The sequence below is a fragment of the Sorangium sp. So ce385 genome (genome assembly GCF_051474135.1).
Classification (GTDB): Bacteria; Myxococcota_A; Polyangia; order Polyangiales; family Polyangiaceae; genus Sorangium; species Sorangium cellulosum_D.
Genome location: NZ_CP150337.1, coordinates 9,540,216 through 9,557,211 on the forward strand (window position 1 = coordinate 9,540,216; position 16,996 = coordinate 9,557,211).

The following is a 16,996-nucleotide window of genomic DNA, read 5'->3' on the forward strand; positions in this document are numbered from 1 at the left end:
CCACAGGGCGAAGTACCGTGAACACGAGGGCGCCTGTCCGGGGCGTGCCGCGGACAGGCGCGGAGCGGCGAGCCATGCAGGTCATCCACACCATCGTCAGGGAGCGGCGCGCGTACAACAGCTGGGTCGCCAACGAGACCATGGAGGACTACTCCCTCCGCTACGCGCCGAGGTCGTTCAGGAAATGGTCCCCGGCGCTCCTCGCCAACACGGCGCTCGGCGGGATCTCGTTCCTCGCGCTGGAGGCCATCGGCGGCTCGCTGATCGTCAGTTACGGGTTCACGAACTCGGTCTGGGCGATCCTCGTCTCCAGCGTCATCATCTTCCTCACGGGACTGCCGATCTCGTACTACTCGGCGACGTACAACCTCGACATGGACCTCCTGACGCGGGGCGCGGGGTTCGGCTACATCGGCTCGACGATCACGTCGGTCATCTACGCGTCGTTCACGTTCATCTTCTTCGCCCTCGAGGCCGCCATCATGGCGCAGGCCCTCGAGCTCTACTTCGGCCTGCCGCTCGTGCCCGGGTACCTCCTGTGCTCGGCGGTGATCATCCCGCTCGTGCTCTTCGGCGTGACCCTGATCAACAAGTTCCAGCTCTGGACCCAGCCGCTGTGGCTCGTGCTCATGGCGCTGCCGTTCGTCTTCGTGCTCCAGAAGGACCCGGAGGCGCTGTCCGGCTGGACCAGCTTCGCCGGCAGGTCGGAGGGCGGCGACCGGTTCGACCCGGTCCTCTTCGGGCTCGCGGCCAGCGTGAGCTTCTCCCTCATCGTGCAGATCGGCGAGCAGGTGGATTACCTGCGGTTCATGCCGGACAGGACGCGATCGAACCGCCGCCTCTGGTGGACCGCGCTGATCCTGGCGGGCCCCGGGTGGATCCTGCTCGGCGGCGCCAAGCAGCTGGCCGGCGGCTTCCTCGCGTCGCTCGCGGTGCGGCAGGGATCGAGCGTGGACGCGGCGCTCCGGCCGGTGGTGATGTACCTGGCCGGCTACGAGCACGTCTTCTCGAACCGCGGCGTCGTCCTCCTCGCGGCGATGGCGTTCGTCGTCGTCTCGCAGCTCAAGATCAACGTGACCAACGCCTACGCCGGGTCGCTCGCGTGGTCCAACTTCTTCTCGCGGCTCACGCACCGCCACCCCGGCCGCGTCGTGTGGCTCGTGTTCAACGTCGCGATCGCGCTCCTCCTCATGATGTTCGGGGTCTTCCATACCCTCGAGAAGGTGCTCGCGATCTACTCCAGCGTCGCCATCGCGTGGGTCGGCGCGATCGTGGCCGACCTCGTCGTCAACAAGCCCCTCGGGCTGAGCCCGCGGTATATCGAGTTCAAGCGGGCGCACCTCTACGACGTGAACCCGGTGGGGGTCGGCGCGATGGGCGCGGGCGCCGCGGCGTCCATCCTCTGCTTCGCCGGGCTGTTCGGCCCCTCCGCCGCGGCGTACTCCTCGTTCATCGCCCTCGGCCTCGCGTTCGCGCTGTCCCCCGCGATCGCCTGGCTCACCCGGGGCAAGTACTACATCGCCCGCGAGAACACCCACTTCCCGAGCGACAAGGCCCCTGGGGTCGCGCAGTGCTGCGTCTGCGAGCACGGCTACGAGCCGCAGGACATGGCGTACTGCCCCGTGTACGAGGGGGCGATCTGCTCGCTCTGCTGCACGCTGGACGCGCGCTGCCACGACGTCTGCAAGACGCCCCGGGCCGGGGTGTCCGCGCGCCGGGCGACGGCGCTCCGCGCCTTCGTGGCGGAGCGGCTGTCGGCGCGGCTCTCGTCGCGGCTCCTGCGCTTCGCGCTCGTGTTCGCCGCCATGGCCGGCGTCGTCGGGGCGCTCTTCGGGCTCTTCTACTGGAGCGCCGCCCTGACCGCCGAGGCGCGGCCCGAGGTCCTCGCCGCGTTCATCAAGCTCTACGCCGCGGTCGTGGTCCTCATCGGCGTCGGCGCGTGGTGGCTCGTCCTCTCGTGGGAGAGCCGGGAGCTCGTCGAGGAGGAGCTGGATCGGCAGAACGAGCAGCTGCAGCAGGAGATCGCCCTGCACAAGGAGACCGAGCAGGCGCTGTCCCAGGCGATGGAGCGGGCCGAGGTCGTGAACCGGCAGCTCTCGGAGGCCAAGACGCACGCCGAGGCCATGGCGCGGGCGGCCGAGCGCGCGAACCTGGCGAAGAGCCAGTTCGTCGCCAACATGAGCCACGAGCTGCGCACGCCGCTCAACGCGATCCTGGGCTACAGCGAGATGCTCCAGGAGGACGCGATCGAGCTCGGCAACCAGGCGTTCGTGGCGGACCTGAAGAAGATCCACCAGGCCGGCGCCCACCTCCTCGGCCTCATCAACGACGTCCTCGACCTGTCGAAGATCGAGGCGAGCAGGATGGAGCTCCACCCCGAGTCGTTCGACGTCCAGGTCCTGCTCGACGAGGTGACCTCGACCGTGCGCCCGCTGGTCGCGCAGCGCCGGAACACGCTCTCGATCCACCGCCCCGACGGCGCGATCACCCTGCACGCCGACCCGCGGAGGACGCGGCAGATCCTCTACAACCTGCTCAGCAACGCGGCGAAGTTCACCGCCGACGGCGCCGTGCGGGTGCGGGTCTCGGTCGAGCGCGGTCCCGGCCGGCCGGCGCTGCACCTCGAGGTCGAGGACGAGGGCATCGGGATGACGGAGGAGCAGCTGAAGCGGCTGTTCCAGCCGTTCGTCCAGGCCGACGCGTCGACGTCGCGCAGGTACGGCGGCACCGGGCTGGGCCTCATGATCACGAAGCGGCTCGTCGAGCTCATGGGGGGCGCCATCGAGGTGAAGAGCGAGGTCGGCAAGGGCTCCACGTTCCGGGTGCGGCTGCCGCTCGCGGCGTCGACCGACGACGCCGCGGCGCGGGGCGGCGCGGCGGACGGCCACGGTCGCGCGGGCGCCGAGGCGTGGGCGCCGGGCCACGCGGACGCCCAGCGGCTCGTCCTCGTGGTGGACGACGACGCCACGGTGCGCGACCTGCTCAAGCGGCACATCGAGGCGCTCGGGCACCACGTGGCGCTGGCGCCGGGCGGGCGGGAGGGGCTGCGCCTCGCCGGCACGCTGTTCCCCGACGTGATCACGCTCGATCTCCTGATGCCCGAGATGGACGGCTGGCGGGTGCTCTCGGCGCTCAAGTCGACCCCGGCGCTCGCGTCGATCCCGGTGATCGTCATCTCGATCGTCGAGGAGCGGGGCATCGGCTATTCGCTCGGCGCCGCGGACTACATCACGAAGCCGGTGGAGCGCGAGGCGCTGGAGCGCGCGCTCGCGCGCTGCGCGCTCCGGAGCGGGCGCAGCCCGCGCGTCCTCGTGGTCGAGGACGACGCGCCGAGCCGGGAGGTGCTCGAGGGGATGCTGCGCAGGTCGGGCTGCGACGCGGTGTCGGCGGCGAACGGCCGGGTCGCGCTCGATCTCCTGGCGACCGACGCGGCGGCGCCCGACGCGGCCATCGTCGATCTGATGATGCCCGAGATGGACGGGTTCGAGCTGATCGAGCGGCTGCGCCTCCACGAGCACTGGCGCCGGATGCCGCTCATCGTGCTCACGGCCAAGGAGCTCACGGACGAGGATCGCGCGCGGCTCCAGATGGGCACCGAGCGGGTGTTCCAGAAGGGCGAGCTCGGCCTCCAGGAGCTCCTGGAGGAGGTCCGCGTCTGCGTCGAGGCCGCGGCGCAGGCCGGCGCCCCCCGGGCGCCCGCCCCCATCGGCGCGCCCGCGGCGTGAGCTCGCCGGCGCGCCCGCGGCGTGAGCTCGCCGGCGCGCCCCCTCGGCCCGGCCCGCGCCGATTCCGGTCCCGCGCCGCCCGGCCTCGGCTATCCTCCGCAACCAGCGCGGCGCCGCCGCTGCGCGCCTCGCCCACGATGCGGTTGTACGTCGCCCTCGCCCACTTCGAAGGCTGCCCCTTCGATTTCCTGAACAGCAAGGCCGCGCTCCGCGGGGCGCTGGAGGCGGCGGTGGCCGCCGGGCCGTTCACCCTGCTCGAGATGGTGGTCGTCCCGTTCTCGCCGCAGGGCATCACCGCGTGCGCGGTCGTCAGCGAGTCGCACGTGGCGCTGCACTCCTGGCCCGAGTCGGGGCGGCTCTTCGTCGACGTGGCCTCGTGCAGCACGCTGGAGAGCGTCCGCCGCGCCGTCGCGGCCATCGGGGGCGCGCTGCCCGCGGGGCGGCTCGCGGTGCTCGACGAGCGGATCGTCGACCCCGGCGGCGCCCAGGCGCCCTGACGCGGCGGCGCGCCCCCTCCCCGGGGGCGCCGCCGCGCCTCGCGGCGGTCCGTGTCAGTGGCTGCCGATGACCCGGCGGAGCGGCTTGTTGAACGCGAACATCGCGGCGCCGGCGCCGACGCCGAGGACGGTGAGGAGGAGGAAGAACATCTCCTTCGGCCAGCGCGTGTAGAAGATGCCGATGTAGCCGCTCAGCGTGTTGCCGAAGAAGCTCGAGACGAACCACATGCCCATCATCATCGACACGATCCGCACCGGCGAGACCTTGGTCACGAGCGACAGGCCGATGGGCGACAGGTAGAGCTCGCCGATGGTGAGGAGCAGCGTGCAGAAGAGCGGCCAGAACAGGCTGCCCTTGCCGTCGCCGACCGCCTGCGCGCCGAGGATCATCACGATGAACGACAGCCCGAGGAGGGTGCAGCCGATCGCCATCTTCGACACGCTCGTCGGCTCGGTGCCGCGCTTCGCCTGCCAGCGCCAGAAGATGTCGAGGAGCGGGGCGAACAGGATGATGCAGAGCGGGTTCCACGACTGGAACCACGTCGAGGGGATCTGGAAGCCGAGGACGACGGGCCACGTGGTCTTCTCGTCGGCCCAGGTCTGCATCGTGTTGCCCTGCTGCTCGTAGACCGCCCAGAAGACGATATTGAGGGCGCAGAGCGCCACGAGCGCGCCGACGCGCTTCCACTCGTCGCTGGAGAGCGGCTGCTTCTCCTCGCCGGTCCCTTCAGCCGCCTTGGTGAGGTTGTCCTTGGCGAGGTACTTCTGCCCCATCAGGTAGACGACGAGCCCAAGGCACATCCCGACGCCCGCGGCGGCGAAGCCGTAGTGCCAGCCGTAGACGGCGGCCAGCGTGCCGCACACGAAGTTGCAGATGAAGGCGCCGAGGTTGATGCCCATGTAGAAGATGGTGAAGGCGCCGTCGCGGCGCGGATCCCCCTTCGGGTACAGGCTGCCGACCTGGGTCGAGATGTTGGGCTTGAAGGCGCCGTTGCCGAGGATGAGCAGGAGCAGCGCGAGGAAGAACGAGTTCTCGAAGGCCATGACGAAGTGTCCGATGGCCATCAGGGCGCCGCCGATCACCACCGTCTTGCGCTGGCCCCACACCCGGTCGGCGAGGATGCCGCCGAAGAACGGGGTGAGGTAGACGAGGCCCGTGTACAGCCCGTAGAGCACGGACGCCTGCTCGGCGGGCGCGCTCGGGAGCAGGCCCCGGATGAACTCCCACGCGAACACCGTGGCCGGATCGCCAGGGACGAGCTCGCACGGCGGCGCGTGCTGGCGGCACCCCTGGTACGCCTCGCGCGCCGTGACGAACAGGTAGTTCGCCATATACAGCTTGAGGAGGCCGCGCATGCCGTAATACGAAAAGCGCTCCCACATCTCCGCGAAGAAGAGGATCACGAGCCCCGGCGGGTGCTTGAAGCGCCTCTCGAAAGCGGTGACGGGGAGGGCGGGCTCGGTTGCTTGCTCGCTCAATGCTGTCTCTCCACGAGCTGGGACCACGCTGCGTGGTCGTCGGGCGATGCAGGGGATGGTGGGGCCTGATGCCCCTCGGCATGCGGATGCTAGACGATCCGCGACGCCCACGTCACGCCCTTGTTGCGCACAGCGTCGACCCGGGTGAACCGGGTATCCACGTGGGCGGCCCCGCGGCGCGGCGGCGCCTCCCAGGCGTTCCAGGCCGTCGGGGCGCGCCGGATGGCCCTGCGCCTGAGGAGCGGCCGTGGCGCCGGTGCCGCCGAGCGGCGGCGGTCGAGGCCGCTGGCGGCGCCGGCCGGCGCTGGGGTCAGCCGCGCCGCGAGCGCCGCGCGGCCGCGGGCTCCGCCCTGGCCGCGCGAGGCCGCGCTCGTCGACGACGGGAGCTCCGATCGCGCGGTGGAGATCGGCAGTCGAGGCTTCCGGTGAGGCGCCGCCGGTCGCAGGTGACGCGTGATGCGAACTTCAATGCTCCGCTCCGTCCCGAGAGATAGGGCTCGTTGGTCGAGCCTCCTCTGGATTCCTCTCCTCCCTGCCTGCGCCGGACTCGAGCCCTCGCCGCCCGCGGCGTGCGCGCCCGGCGAGGAGCTCTTCCGGGGCCGGTGCGTCCACCCCGCCGCCCGCTACGAGCCTGAAGAGCGCATCGACCGGGACAACGTCGTCGCGTTCGGCGCGCCGCTCACCCGGCTCCGGCTGCCGGAGCCGCCGCGCAGCGGCTTCCGGATCATCGCGCCGCCGCGGACCCTCTCGCCCGGCGAGGAGGCGCTCTTCTGCCTCTCATGGCCCTTCCCTGCCCTCGTGAACGAGACCGTCCACGCGGCGCGCCTCTACACGACGGCCGGGCTGCACCACAGCAACGTCATCGCCAAGCCGGTGAATCCCTTGTACGGGCCGAACCCGTACCCGGACTGCCATCCTGGCGCCGACGATGCTTTTGGCGCGCTGCCGGCGGTCATCCCGGACGTCCTCTTCGCGAGCTCCACCCAGGTCGTCGGCGACGAGACGCTCGTCTTCCCCGAGGGGATGGGCTTCACCCTGGACACGACCCGCGAGATCGCGACGAGCGTCCACCTGCTCAACACGTCGGCCGAGCCCGCGGTCGTCGAGCTCGCCTACGACTTCTTCACCATGCCCGTATCGGAGCGCACGGAAGAGCTCGTGCCGTTCGTCATGAACGTGAACGACTTCCTCGTCCCGCCGCGCGCCACCCGGACCGTCGGCGCCACGTGCACGACGTTCGGCGGGAACATCGTGTCTCTCATGCCCCACACGCACCGTTACGCCGAGGCCTTCGACGTGGATGTCGTCCGCGAGGGCGGCGGCGAGGCGAGCGTCTACGAGGGCGGGGCGTTCGACCTGGAGGGCGACATCGAGGTGTACCGGCCGGCGATCGCGCTCGAAGAGGGCGACTCGCTCCGGTACGCGTGCAGGTTCCGGAACACGTCGGACCACGATCTCACCTTCGGCTTCGGCGACAACGAGATGTGCACGCTGTTCGGGTACATGTACCCGCCGGAGAAGCAGCTCGCGGCGGTGTCGCTGCGCGACGGGGAGCCGTGCCTCTCGTTCGGCATCGGCGCGCTCCGGTGAAGGGCCGGCGCCGTCCGGCCGCTGCTCCTCGCCGCCAGACGCGCCCTTCCGCCCCGCAGCATCGCGCCTCATCGGGGCGAGCTGCGCAGGCGACGCCCGCCTCCCGTCGCTGAAGCGCCTCGGACCGCCCCTGCGTGGCTCCTGGACAGGGCGGCGCCGCCCCCCCGGCACGCGTCCGGCATGCCTCGGAGTATAGCGTCGACGGACAAGAATTGTTTTCCAGAACACACAAGCATCACAAAACAATGTACCAAGATTGCACAATCATGAACAAACGATACACATCACCACGCTCGCTGGCCAATTCGGTGAGCTAAACCACATTCACCTTCGCTCGAAGGTCCACGTTCAGGAGATTCACCGTGAAGCGAGAGCTCCTCCGTTCACCGCACGCGATGCTTGTCGCAGCGCTCCTCGTCTCGGCCTTCGGAGGGCTGGGCGCCTGCCAGAACAGCGAAGACGACGCCGCCTCGGGGGCTCCAGAGGCCTCCGGGTCGACCGGGCGTTGCGTCTACACGAGCGCCTTCAGCCAGGCCGAGGAGTGCCGCGAGTACACCGGCGGCGGCTGGACCGCGGAGGCCGCCGAGGCCGACTGCAAGGCGCTCCAGGGCTCCACCTTCACCGGCGGCGAGCGCTGCGCCTACCCAGAGACGCTCGGCCGATGCGTGCTCGGCGGCGGCACCGACGACGCGTACGCCATCGTCTTCCCCGGCGGCGACGCGAGCCAGTGCGCCGCCACCCAGCGCGGCTGCGAGATGTTCGGCGGCGGCCAGTTCGAGCCCGACGCCTGCGAGGCCGCGACCGAGGACCCCGGCATCGGCACGGGCGGCGCCGTCTTCCAGTGGCCCGAGCTGGTCTGCGTCGAGCCGAAGGCCGGCGAGCCGGCCGGGCAGAGCGACGGCAAGGTCTGCACGTTCGGCGCGATCTCGGGCTGCACCGAGCCGGGCCGCCGGTTCACCGATTACGCGTCGTGCGAGCCGGTCTTCACGCAGCGCCCGTACTGGCCCGCGCCCCCCTCCGAGTACAAGACCCCGAGCGACGATCCGCGCCTGTCCGATCCGGAATGGCTCGCCGAGCTCGCCTGGGTCACGGAGCAGACCGAGGCGTGCGGGTGCGTGTGCTGTCACTCGGAGAACACCGCGCCCGCGGGGCCGTCGAACTGGTACATCGAGGCCGGCCCGATCTGGACCGACAGCTTCAATCCGTCGGGCCTCGCGCTGGCCGCCGGCTGGGTGTCCTCGGCGGCGCTCGGCGCGTATCCGCCGGACCAGAACAACGGCTTCTCCCGCGACACCGCCGGACTGCCCACCACCGACCCGGCGCGCATGATCGCGTTCTTCGAGGGCGAGCTCGAGCGCCGCGGGTTCACGAGGGAGGACTTCGCGGACATGGCCCCGTTCGGGGGGCCCCTCCACGAACAGAGCCTCTACGAGCCGAGCGACTGCGCGGCGGGCGAAGGCGTGGACGCCGCGGGCAAGATCACCTGGGCCGACGGCGGCGCCCGCTACGTCTACGTCCTGTCGGCGGACGCCGAGAACCCGGGCGCTCCGCCCAACCTCGACCTGCCCGAGGGGACGATCTGGCGGCTCGACGTGCCCTCGAGCGCCGAGCCCATGAAGAGCGGTATCGCCTACGGCGAGGTCCCAGCGAGCGCGAAGCAGGGCTATCCCGCCGACGGGACCCCCGAGGCGCTCGTCCCGGGCACGAAATACTATCTGTACGTGCTGGCAGACGTCGGCATCCCGATCACGCGGTGCCTGTTCGAGATCTCGCCCTGAGCGGGAGCGCCGGAGCGCGGCGCCCCTCCCTCGCCGCGCATCGAGGCCGTTGACGCTGACTCGGCGTCAGCCCGCGGATTCGCCGCCGGCGCCGCCGCTCCCCGCAGCGCCGCCGCCCAGGCCTCCGCTTCCCGCGTCTCCACCGCCCGCGCCGAGCCCGCCCTCGCCTGAACCGCCTGCACCGCCCGCGCCGAGCCCGCCCTCGCCTGCGCCGCCCTCGCCTGCGCCGCCCGCGCCGAGCCCGCCCTCACCTCTACCGCCCTCACCTCCACCGCCCTCGCCGAATCCGCCTTCGCCCCCGCCGCCCACGCCTCCACCACCCGCGCCGACGCCCCAGCCGCAGTCCTGGGGATAGCCGCAATAGCCGCCGCAATCGACCTGGGGAGGAACGCAGAGCTGCGGCTGCTCGCGGTTCCGCTCCAGCTCCTCCGGCAGGAACTTGAGGTGGTCGGTGATCCAGGCGTCCAGCGCCTCGTAGCGCTCCTCGTCGCCCGGACGGAGCATCCCCTCGTCCGACAGCTGCTCGTAGATGCCCTTCAGCACCGCGTTGGGATCGAGCGCCGCGAAATCCTCGATCACGTCCTCGCACATCGCGATCGTGTCGGCCCAGCAGGCCTTATCGCTCTGGCACCCGCGCGCCAGCGAGTTCGAGCCGGCCAGGGCGACCTGCGCATACCAGCTCTGCCCCAGGCTGATGTCGACCGAGTACGGCAGGTACTGGAACAGGCCATCGGCCCGCTCGACGAGCACGACGTTGTTGCTGTTGTGGATCGCGTCGTCCCCGGTGGCGAGCACCCACGACAGGCACTGGAACCGGTGGAACGCCGGCCAGTCGATCCATTCCTCGAGCGCGGCCTTGTAGCCCTCGCCCGGCGGCGTTTCGGCGATCGCCTGCTCGAGCTCCTTCGCGCGGGTGTTGTCGCACGTCTTCAGCTGGCAGCTCTCCGGGTCGTCGAAGACGCTGCCGCCGGGGATCACCACGTCGATCGGCTTCGGGATCCAGCCGCCCCCCGGGATGTTGCCGGCGAAGTCCCCGACGAACTCCCACATGTTGGCGCAGCCGCCGCCGAACTTGTCCCCGATGCGCTCGCAGAACGCCTTCTTGTAGCGCTCGACCACGATGTAAGGAATCGACACCGCCGGCCCCCAGACATTGCTCGACACCCAGGCGTAGTTGGTCAGGGGGGCCGGGTAATCGAGGCGCGCATAGAGCTCGAGCGTGAGGCGCTCGCGGAAGATGGTGCCGACCTGGCCGTTGTTGAAGCGCACGTGCTCGAAGCCGCCGAGCCGCTGCTTCTCGATGAACTCGTCCGCGTCGACGTTGAGGTTGGGGATGGTCCGCTTCGTCCACGGCCGCATCGTCGACTGGCCGGCGACCCCCACCTGGACCTTGCCGTAATCGGCCGTCTTGCCCTCGGCGCCGGCCGTCGTCACCCACAGGTGATCCACGAACGTCGCGTCTTCCCCGGTCGGTGAGTAGATATCCCCGACCCCCGGCCTCAGGATGGGGCCCGGGCCGCCCTCGAGCCCGTCGTTCATGATCTCGAGCTGCTCTTCCGAGACAGCGAACCAGTAGCGATTGCCGATGGCGCCAAAGACGTCGAGCGCAAGGTCGGCCACCTCGGTGTCCGCGACGGGCGCCCCCGGGAACTCCTCTGCGGGCGCGCCGCCGTCGCCGCCATCGCCGCCGTCGCCGCCGCCGCCGCCGGCCCCGCCCTCCCCGTTCGTGTAATAGTAGTTGTTGATGGTGTCCGGCGGATCGGCGCAGCCCGCGAGGAGGATGGCAGACGGGATGACCGAGAGGGCGAACAGCGAAATCGCTCGCGTGCGGAACGACCGTGACCGAGCCGAAAGAGACGATAGCTGAGAGGGCATGAGCGCAACCTTTCCGCTACATGGTTACTGCAAAAATCATACCGTCCGTGGCAAAATTGTGACAGCGACGGTGGCGATGCTCCGGGGGCATGCCGGCCCCGCAGATCCGGTGAGATCTTCGAGGAGCTCATCCCTCTCGCCCGCGTGCCGCGCGGCGCGCGGCCTTCGCCCCCTCATGACACGGGGATCAGATCTTGGCACACTCCGCCGGAGTCGCGGCCGTCTGTGCCAGCTCGCGATCCGACAGCGCCAATCCCTCAAACTGCTTCCGGCGCGCGGCGCACAGCCCTCCTCGATGGCCTGTTCCGAGGATGGCCCGCTCCACGACCCGCGAGACCTCCTGTCCTGATCGAGCGCGCCCGCCCCGCCGTTCGGGCGACCGCTACCGCCGGCCGCGCCTCCGCGCTACCTTCGCCGCCGTGGACGCACCTCGACCGTCCGGCACCCGCCGCGCGCTGCTCATCGGCCTCCCCCTCGCCGCGCTCGCCGTGGCGGGCTTCCTCGTGCTCGGCCGCGACGAGCGCCCCGCCACGAAGGCGCGGCCGTCGAGCGCGGAGCCCGGCGAGGGCGCGAGGCCGCAGCGACGCGACGAGTCATCCGCCGTCCCCCCGGCGCCGCCGCCGGCCGCTGCCCCCGCGAGCGCCGCAGCACGGCAGGCCGACGCGGCGCCGGCGGCGCTGGACGCGGACCCCGAGGCCCGCGTCCTCGAGCGCATGCGCGCCGCGCTGACGAGCGACCCGGAGGAGGTGCTCCGGCTCGACGACGCGGCGTCGCGCGATCTCGGCGACAGCCCGGGCGCCGCCGAGCGCGGCCTGCTCCGCGTGAGGGCGCTCGTGCGCCTCGACCGGGCCGGCGAGGCCCGCAGCCTCGCGGAGGACCTCGTCGAGCGTTATCCGGACGACCCCTCCGCCAGGAGCGCCGCCGCCTATATGGGGGTTCACCCCAGGCCGCGCGGCCCCTCGCGGTAAGGCGAAATACCGCAATTGCCGCAGCGGAGAGGCGATGATCTCGCCAGGGCCGCTGCGACAAGCATCTTGTAGCCACGGCAGAACGTTGCGCGGTGAGTCACTGAACCGATTAAGATTTCGGGCTGGCTCCAACGTGCGTTTTTGGCGATAATCGCCCCCATGCGCAATTGGCTTCTTCTTGTTGGGGTTCTCCAGCTCACCGCGGGGGGCCTCGGGTGCGGCGACGGGACGGGCGACGGCGGCGAGGGCGGCGCCGGCGGGGAATCGGCGGACAACGGCCCGACCGGCAGCGGCTCCTCGGGCACCGCCGGGCCCACGGGCACGGGCGGCGGAGGGTCCGCGGGCACGGGCGCCGGCGCGCCCACGGGCGGGCCCGCGAGCACGGGCACCGGCGAGCCCGTGGGCAGCAGCACGAGCAGCGGCGGAGAGCCCAGCACCTGCACGGCGGCGGACGAATGTCCGTTCGAGGCGGGGGTGGAGATCGCCTGCCGCCTCCGCTTCATGTACGGCGTGAACTACGCGTGGCGCGACTTCGGCGCCGACTTCGGCGGTCAGTCCCGGTGGAGCCAGGCGGGCGTCTCGGGCAAGAAGAACCAGGTGCTCTCCGACCTCCAGGACATGCGCGCCAACGGCGTCGACGTGGTCCGCTGGTGGATCTACCCCCGCTTCTACGGGGACCAGATCAACTTCGATGGGCAGGGCAACCCGACCGGGCTCGGCGGCACCTCGGCGCAGGACATCCTGGCGGCGCTCGAGCTCGCGGACCAGGCGCAGGTCAACGTGATGTTCACCCTGTTCTCCTTCGACGGCTTCTACAAGACGTCGCACGACCCGCCGAACGGCCTCACGGTCTGGAGCATGGGGCCGATCGTCGCGGACGCGGGCCGGCGGGCCAAGCTCATCGAGAACGTCGTCCGGCCGATCGCCAAGACGGTCGCGTCGAGCCCGCACCGCGGCCGCATGCTGGCCTGGGACGTCATCAACGAGCCCGAGTGGGCGATGACCGGGCCGAGCCTCTACGGCGGCGACCCGGCGTTCGAGGGGGACTCGAGCAAGTTCGATCTCGTCACGCACCAGCAGATGGAGGCGCTCGCCAAGGAGTCGGCCGCGGTGCTGCGGGAGGAGACCGGCGCGCCCGTGAGCGTCGGCAGCGCCGCGATCAAGTGGGGTCAGGCGTGGACCCACGCGGACGTCGACTTCTACCAGGTCCACATGTACGGCTGGGTCAACGACTACTTCCCGTACGACAAGCCCCTGTCCGAGTACAACCTCACGGACAAGCCGGTCGTCATGGGCGAGTTCCCCATCAACATGGCCGAGATGGACGTGGGCTACGACAAGTTCGTGGGCGACCTCTACAACATGGGGTATGCGGGCGCGATGTCCTGGTCGGTCACCGATACGAACTTCCCCTGGTCGTCCAACAAGACCCGCGTGAAGGCGTTCGCCGCTCAGCACCCCTGCGAGACGCGGTACTGAGCGCCGGGCGAGCGCCGCTGTCCGCGGCGCGGCGCTCCCGGCCATCCAGCCCGAACCTGATTGTCACGCCGGCGCGGCGAGCCCGTCCTGGACGAGCTCGGCCGCGCTCGCGTGACAGCTTGCCCCAGCGTGTGGCGCGTTGGCGCATCGCCGCGCGCGCGATGCGCGAGGCGCAGCGCGCGATCGGGCCGCCGGGGCCGTCGCTCGGCGCGCCGGCGCTCGTCCTCCGTCGCCTCCGGGCACGTCGGTTGCTGGGCAAGTAGGCCCGCTGCTCACGGAGGTGTTCGCCTGTGTGAGCCACGAGCGTTGTTAACCAGCACCCAACAAGGAGAGCGACATGGCACGAGATCGCTACGACAACCGAGGCTTCCGTGACCAGGGGGCGCGCGAGGACTGGCGTCACCGGGAAGAGCAGGGGCGCTTTCCAGGGAGCTACGATCAGCGCGGCTTCCGCGGCCACGAGGAGGAGCGGGACGCGTTCGAACGAGGCTCGTACAGCCGCGGCAACTACGCGAACCAGAGCGCCGGCAGCCGGCAGGGCGAGCTGGGCCAGGAGCCGCAGTACGGGCAGCCGCAGTACGGCCAGCAGGGGCGCGAAGGCAGGGGCCCGTGGCAGGCGGGCGGCCAGCGCGGGCAGGAGCACCGCGGCGGGTACGGCGGATACGGCGGTCGCGGGCAGGAGCAAGGCGGCTTCGGCGGGCGCGGCTCCCGGGAGCACGAGGAGGGCCGCGCGTACGGACAGGACAGCCCCTCCTGGGAGCGGAGCGGCGGGCGCGGCGATCACTTCGGCGGTCGGGGCGCGGAGGACGAGCGCAGAGGGTTCGGCTCGGCGCAGCGAGGGCGCGACGAGAACCGCGGCTATCACGGCCGCGACGTGAACCGCGGGACCACCGGACACGACGAGGGCCAGGGCCGCGGCTCTTACGGGCGCGACGTTCATGGCCGCGACGATTACGGGCGCGAGGAGAACCAGCACCGCGGCTACGGGCGCGAGGAGGAGTACGAGGGCCACGGCTACCAGGGCCAGAGCCAAGGCCGCGGCTACCAGGACCAGAGTCAGGGCCGCGGCTATCAGGGTCGCGACGATTATCAGGGCCGCGGCCATCAGGGTCGCGATGATTACCAGGGCCGCGGCTATCAGGGCCGCGATGATTACCAGGGCCGCGGCCATCAGGGCCGCGACGACTACCAGGGCCGCGGTTATCAGGGCCGCGATGATTATCAGGGCCGCGGCTATCAGGGTCGCGACGATTACCAGGGCCGCGGCTATCAGGGTCGCGACGATTACCAGGGCCGCGGCTATCAGGGTCGCGATGACGACCAGGGCCGCGGTCATCAAGGTCGCGATGACGACCAGGGCCGCGGCACCTACCAGGGCCGCGGTCATCAAGGTCGCGACGACGACCAGGGCCGCGAGAGCTACGGCCGCGGCTACGGGCGACAGGACGAGCACCAGGGCCGCGGCTACGGGCGCGGCGAGGGCCAGCACCACGGGTATCGAGGCGGCGACGAGCGCCAGAACCCCGGCCATTACGGCTGGGGCGACGAGCGCGGCGGGTTCAGCGGCCAGCGCGGTCGCGACGAGCACCAGCGCGCCGGCGGCCGGGGCTGGGAGGCAGAGCGCGGCGGTCGCCGCGACCGCGACGAGGACCGCGGCTACCAGGGCCGCAGCGACGAGCGCGAGGGCCACGGTCGCGGCCAGGACCGCGGCGGTCAGGGCGACATCTACAACCGCCCGGAGCGCCGGCCCGGGTTCGGCCGCTTCATGGGCGACGAGCTCCCGCAGGGGTACTCGACCCGGGTCCACGAGCGCGACGACGCGCGCGCCTCGCAGGGCCGAGACCGCTCCTCCGGCGAGGAGAGCGGCCGCTCCGAGCATCAGAACCACAACCGGACCTGGAACTGAGCGCCTCCGCGGCGATCCGTCGCGCTAGACGCATCGCCCTCCCCTGACCCCCGCGCGGCCGCAGCGGCGCGCAAACCACCCAGCGCTCCCGCCCCGCCTCCCCGCCCTCCTGTTCGAGTCCCCTCTTCCGGCGGCAGCGCCGCCCCTGGCTCACCCGACATCATCGGAGCGCCCGCGCGCCAACCGATCTCCGCCTCTCCACGGCCGCATCGCGGAGTCTGCGCCGGTTTCCAGGGACAGATTGGTGTTGTGTGCGCCACGGACCTGCAGCATCCTCCGCCGCCATGAAGACAGCAGCTTATTCAACGTTCCCGAAGCTCGTCTCCGCCGTCTGCATCGCCTGGTCGGCGCTCGCCGGGTGCGGGGACGACGATCCGAACGGGGCGACGGGCAGCGGCGCCGGCTCATCGACCTCGACGACCAGCGCCTCGGGCGCGGGCGGCGACGGCGGCGCGGGCGAGGGCGGCGCCGGCGAGGGCGGCGCCGGCGAGGGCGCGGCGACGGCGTCGAGCACGAGCGGCACCGGCGGGGCCAACCCCTCCGGGGACACCGTCCGCTTCATCGGGCGCTTCGACACCACGAAGCCCGAAGGCCCCCGCTTCTCCTGGGCCGGCAGCGCGATCGCCACGCGGTTCTCGGGGACGTCGATCAGCGTCCGCTTCAACGACGCGTCGACCGCGACGCAGTCCAACTTCTTCCAGGTGGTGATCGACGGCGAGTCGAAGGGCGTCCTCAAGGTCAACGCCGACGAGGAGCTCTACACGGTCGCCGAAGGGCTGCCCGACGGCGAGCACGATCTCCTGCTCCACCGCCGGACCGAGCCGCTGGTCGGCGTGACGCAGTTCCTCGAGTTCGTCCCGGAGCAAGGCGGGGAGCTCCTGCCGGTCGCGCCCGCGCCCGAGCGCCGGATCGAGGTGATCGGCGACTCGATCTCCGCCGGTTACGGGATCGACGGGGCGGATGAGACGTGCCCGTTCACGAGCGACACGGAGAACAACTACCTCGCCTACAGCTCCATGATCGGCCGGCTGCTCGAGGCCGACACAACGATCGTCGCCTGGTCCGGCAGGGGCGTGGTCCGCAACTACGACGATGAGGTGGCGCCCACCATGCCGGAGATCTACGGCCGGACGATCGCCGACGAGGAGCAGCCCGCATGGGACTTCTCGTCCTGGGTGCCGCAGGTCGTCGTGATCAACCTCGGCACGAACGACTTCAGCATCAACGTCCCGGGCGACGCCCAGTTCCGTGCGCCGTTCACGAACGCCTATGAGGGCCTGGTCGATACGGTCCGGGAGAACTACCCGGAGGCGTACATCTTCTGCACCATCGGGCCCATGCTCAGCGACGCGTACCCGGAGGGCGCCGAGGCGCTCAGCAGGGCGCGCGACTACATCGGACAGGTGGTGGAGGACCGGACCGCCGGCGGCGACGATCGGGTGCGCTTCCTCGAGTTCCCGCCGCACGACAAGGCGACGGACGGGCTCGGCTGCGACTGGCACCCGAGCGCGAAGAAGAACCGGGACATGGCCGAGCAGCTCGCCGACGCGATCAGCGAAGAGCTCGGCTGGTAAACGCACGGCGCGGGGCGCAGCGACATCGCTGCTCCGCTGCGCCTCGACACGCGCCTCGTCGCGCGGTGCGCTCGACGAGGCGCCGGCCATGAGATTGGCCTCTTCTCCAGCAGCCCACACGAGCC

At 71.2% G+C, this 16,996-nt stretch carries 10 protein-coding genes; 8 read left to right on the forward strand and 2 right to left on the reverse strand.

Going from position 1 to position 16,996, the window contains the following annotated elements:
• Positions 1-74: 74 nt before the first annotated feature.
• A complete protein-coding gene (locus tag WME83_RS34725) occupies positions 75-3,725 on the forward strand; it encodes a hybrid sensor histidine kinase/response regulator (RefSeq protein WP_437313993.1) in 3,651 nt (1,216 codons plus the stop codon).
• A gap of 137 nt (positions 3,726-3,862) precedes the next feature.
• On the forward strand, positions 3,863-4,222 hold the full coding sequence (gene speD / locus WME83_RS34730; RefSeq protein WP_437313994.1) for an S-adenosylmethionine decarboxylase: 360 nt from the start codon (positions 3,863-3,865) through the stop codon (positions 4,220-4,222).
• A gap of 54 nt (positions 4,223-4,276) precedes the next feature.
• Here speD and WME83_RS34735 read toward each other — a convergent pair whose 3' ends face one another.
• Complete coding sequence (locus tag WME83_RS34735) at positions 4,277-5,701, reverse strand: peptide MFS transporter (RefSeq protein WP_437313995.1); 1,425 nt, start codon at positions 5,699-5,701, stop codon at positions 4,277-4,279.
• A gap of 456 nt (positions 5,702-6,157) precedes the next feature.
• Between WME83_RS34735 and WME83_RS34740 the strand changes: the two genes are divergently transcribed.
• Together WME83_RS34740 and WME83_RS34745 are read left to right on the forward strand one after the other, a co-directional pair.
• A complete protein-coding gene (locus WME83_RS34740) occupies positions 6,158-7,291 on the forward strand; it encodes a hypothetical protein (RefSeq protein WP_437313996.1) in 1,134 nt (377 codons plus the stop codon).
• Positions 7,292-7,653: 362 nt separating this feature from the next.
• The gene (locus WME83_RS34745) at positions 7,654-9,069 is read left to right on the forward strand and encodes a proteinase inhibitor (protein WP_437313997.1); all 1,416 of its coding nucleotides are present in this window, start codon (positions 7,654-7,656) and stop codon (positions 9,067-9,069) included.
• Between the two features lie 66 nt (positions 9,070-9,135).
• On the opposite strand, the gene WME83_RS34750 is transcribed toward WME83_RS34745, so the two are convergent.
• The gene (locus WME83_RS34750) at positions 9,136-10,944 is read right to left on the reverse strand and encodes a hypothetical protein (RefSeq protein ID WP_437313998.1); all 1,809 of its coding nucleotides are present in this window, start codon (positions 10,942-10,944) and stop codon (positions 9,136-9,138) included.
• A 419-nt stretch (positions 10,945-11,363) separates the two neighbouring features.
• On the opposite strand from WME83_RS34750, the gene WME83_RS34755 reads away from it, so the two are divergent.
• From WME83_RS34755 to WME83_RS34770, 4 genes are all read left to right on the forward strand, one after another.
• A complete protein-coding gene (locus WME83_RS34755; RefSeq protein ID WP_437313999.1) occupies positions 11,364-11,912 on the forward strand; it encodes a hypothetical protein in 549 nt (182 codons plus the stop codon).
• Positions 11,913-12,071: 159 nt separating this feature from the next.
• On the forward strand, positions 12,072-13,391 hold the full coding sequence (locus tag WME83_RS34760) for an endo-1,4-beta-glucanase (RefSeq protein ID WP_437314000.1): 1,320 nt from the start codon (positions 12,072-12,074) through the stop codon (positions 13,389-13,391).
• Positions 13,392-13,728: 337 nt separating this feature from the next.
• Positions 13,729-15,297: a hypothetical protein gene (locus WME83_RS34765; protein WP_437314001.1), complete on the forward strand. Its 1,569-nt coding sequence runs from the start codon at positions 13,729-13,731 to the stop codon at positions 15,295-15,297.
• 284 nt (positions 15,298-15,581) lie between these two features.
• Positions 15,582-16,871 carry an SGNH/GDSL hydrolase family protein gene (locus tag WME83_RS34770; RefSeq protein ID WP_437314002.1) on the forward strand — a complete coding sequence of 430 codons (1,290 nt, stop codon included), beginning with the start codon at positions 15,582-15,584 and terminating at the stop codon, positions 16,869-16,871.
• Positions 16,872-16,996: the final 125 nt, after the last annotated feature.

What these genes read in the sequence shown, in the direction of transcription:
- WME83_RS34765 (WP_437314001.1), top strand. Translation starts at nt 13,729, where the DNA reads ATGGCACGAGATCGCTACGACAACCGAGGCTTCCGTGACCAGGGGGCG.
- WME83_RS34740 (WP_437313996.1), top strand. Translation starts at nt 6,158, where the DNA reads ATGCGAACTTCAATGCTCCGCTCCGTCCCGAGAGATAGGGCTCGTTGG.
- WME83_RS34770 (WP_437314002.1), top strand. Translation starts at nt 15,582, where the DNA reads ATGAAGACAGCAGCTTATTCAACGTTCCCGAAGCTCGTCTCCGCCGTC.
- speD (WP_437313994.1), top strand. Translation starts at nt 3,863, where the DNA reads ATGCGGTTGTACGTCGCCCTCGCCCACTTCGAAGGCTGCCCCTTCGAT.
- WME83_RS34725 (WP_437313993.1), top strand. Translation starts at nt 75, where the DNA reads ATGCAGGTCATCCACACCATCGTCAGGGAGCGGCGCGCGTACAACAGC.
- WME83_RS34750 (WP_437313998.1), bottom strand. Translation starts at nt 10,944, where the DNA reads ATGCCCTCTCAGCTATCGTCTCTTTCGGCTCGGTCACGGTCGTTCCGC.
- WME83_RS34760 (WP_437314000.1), top strand. Translation starts at nt 12,072, where the DNA reads ATGCGCAATTGGCTTCTTCTTGTTGGGGTTCTCCAGCTCACCGCGGGG.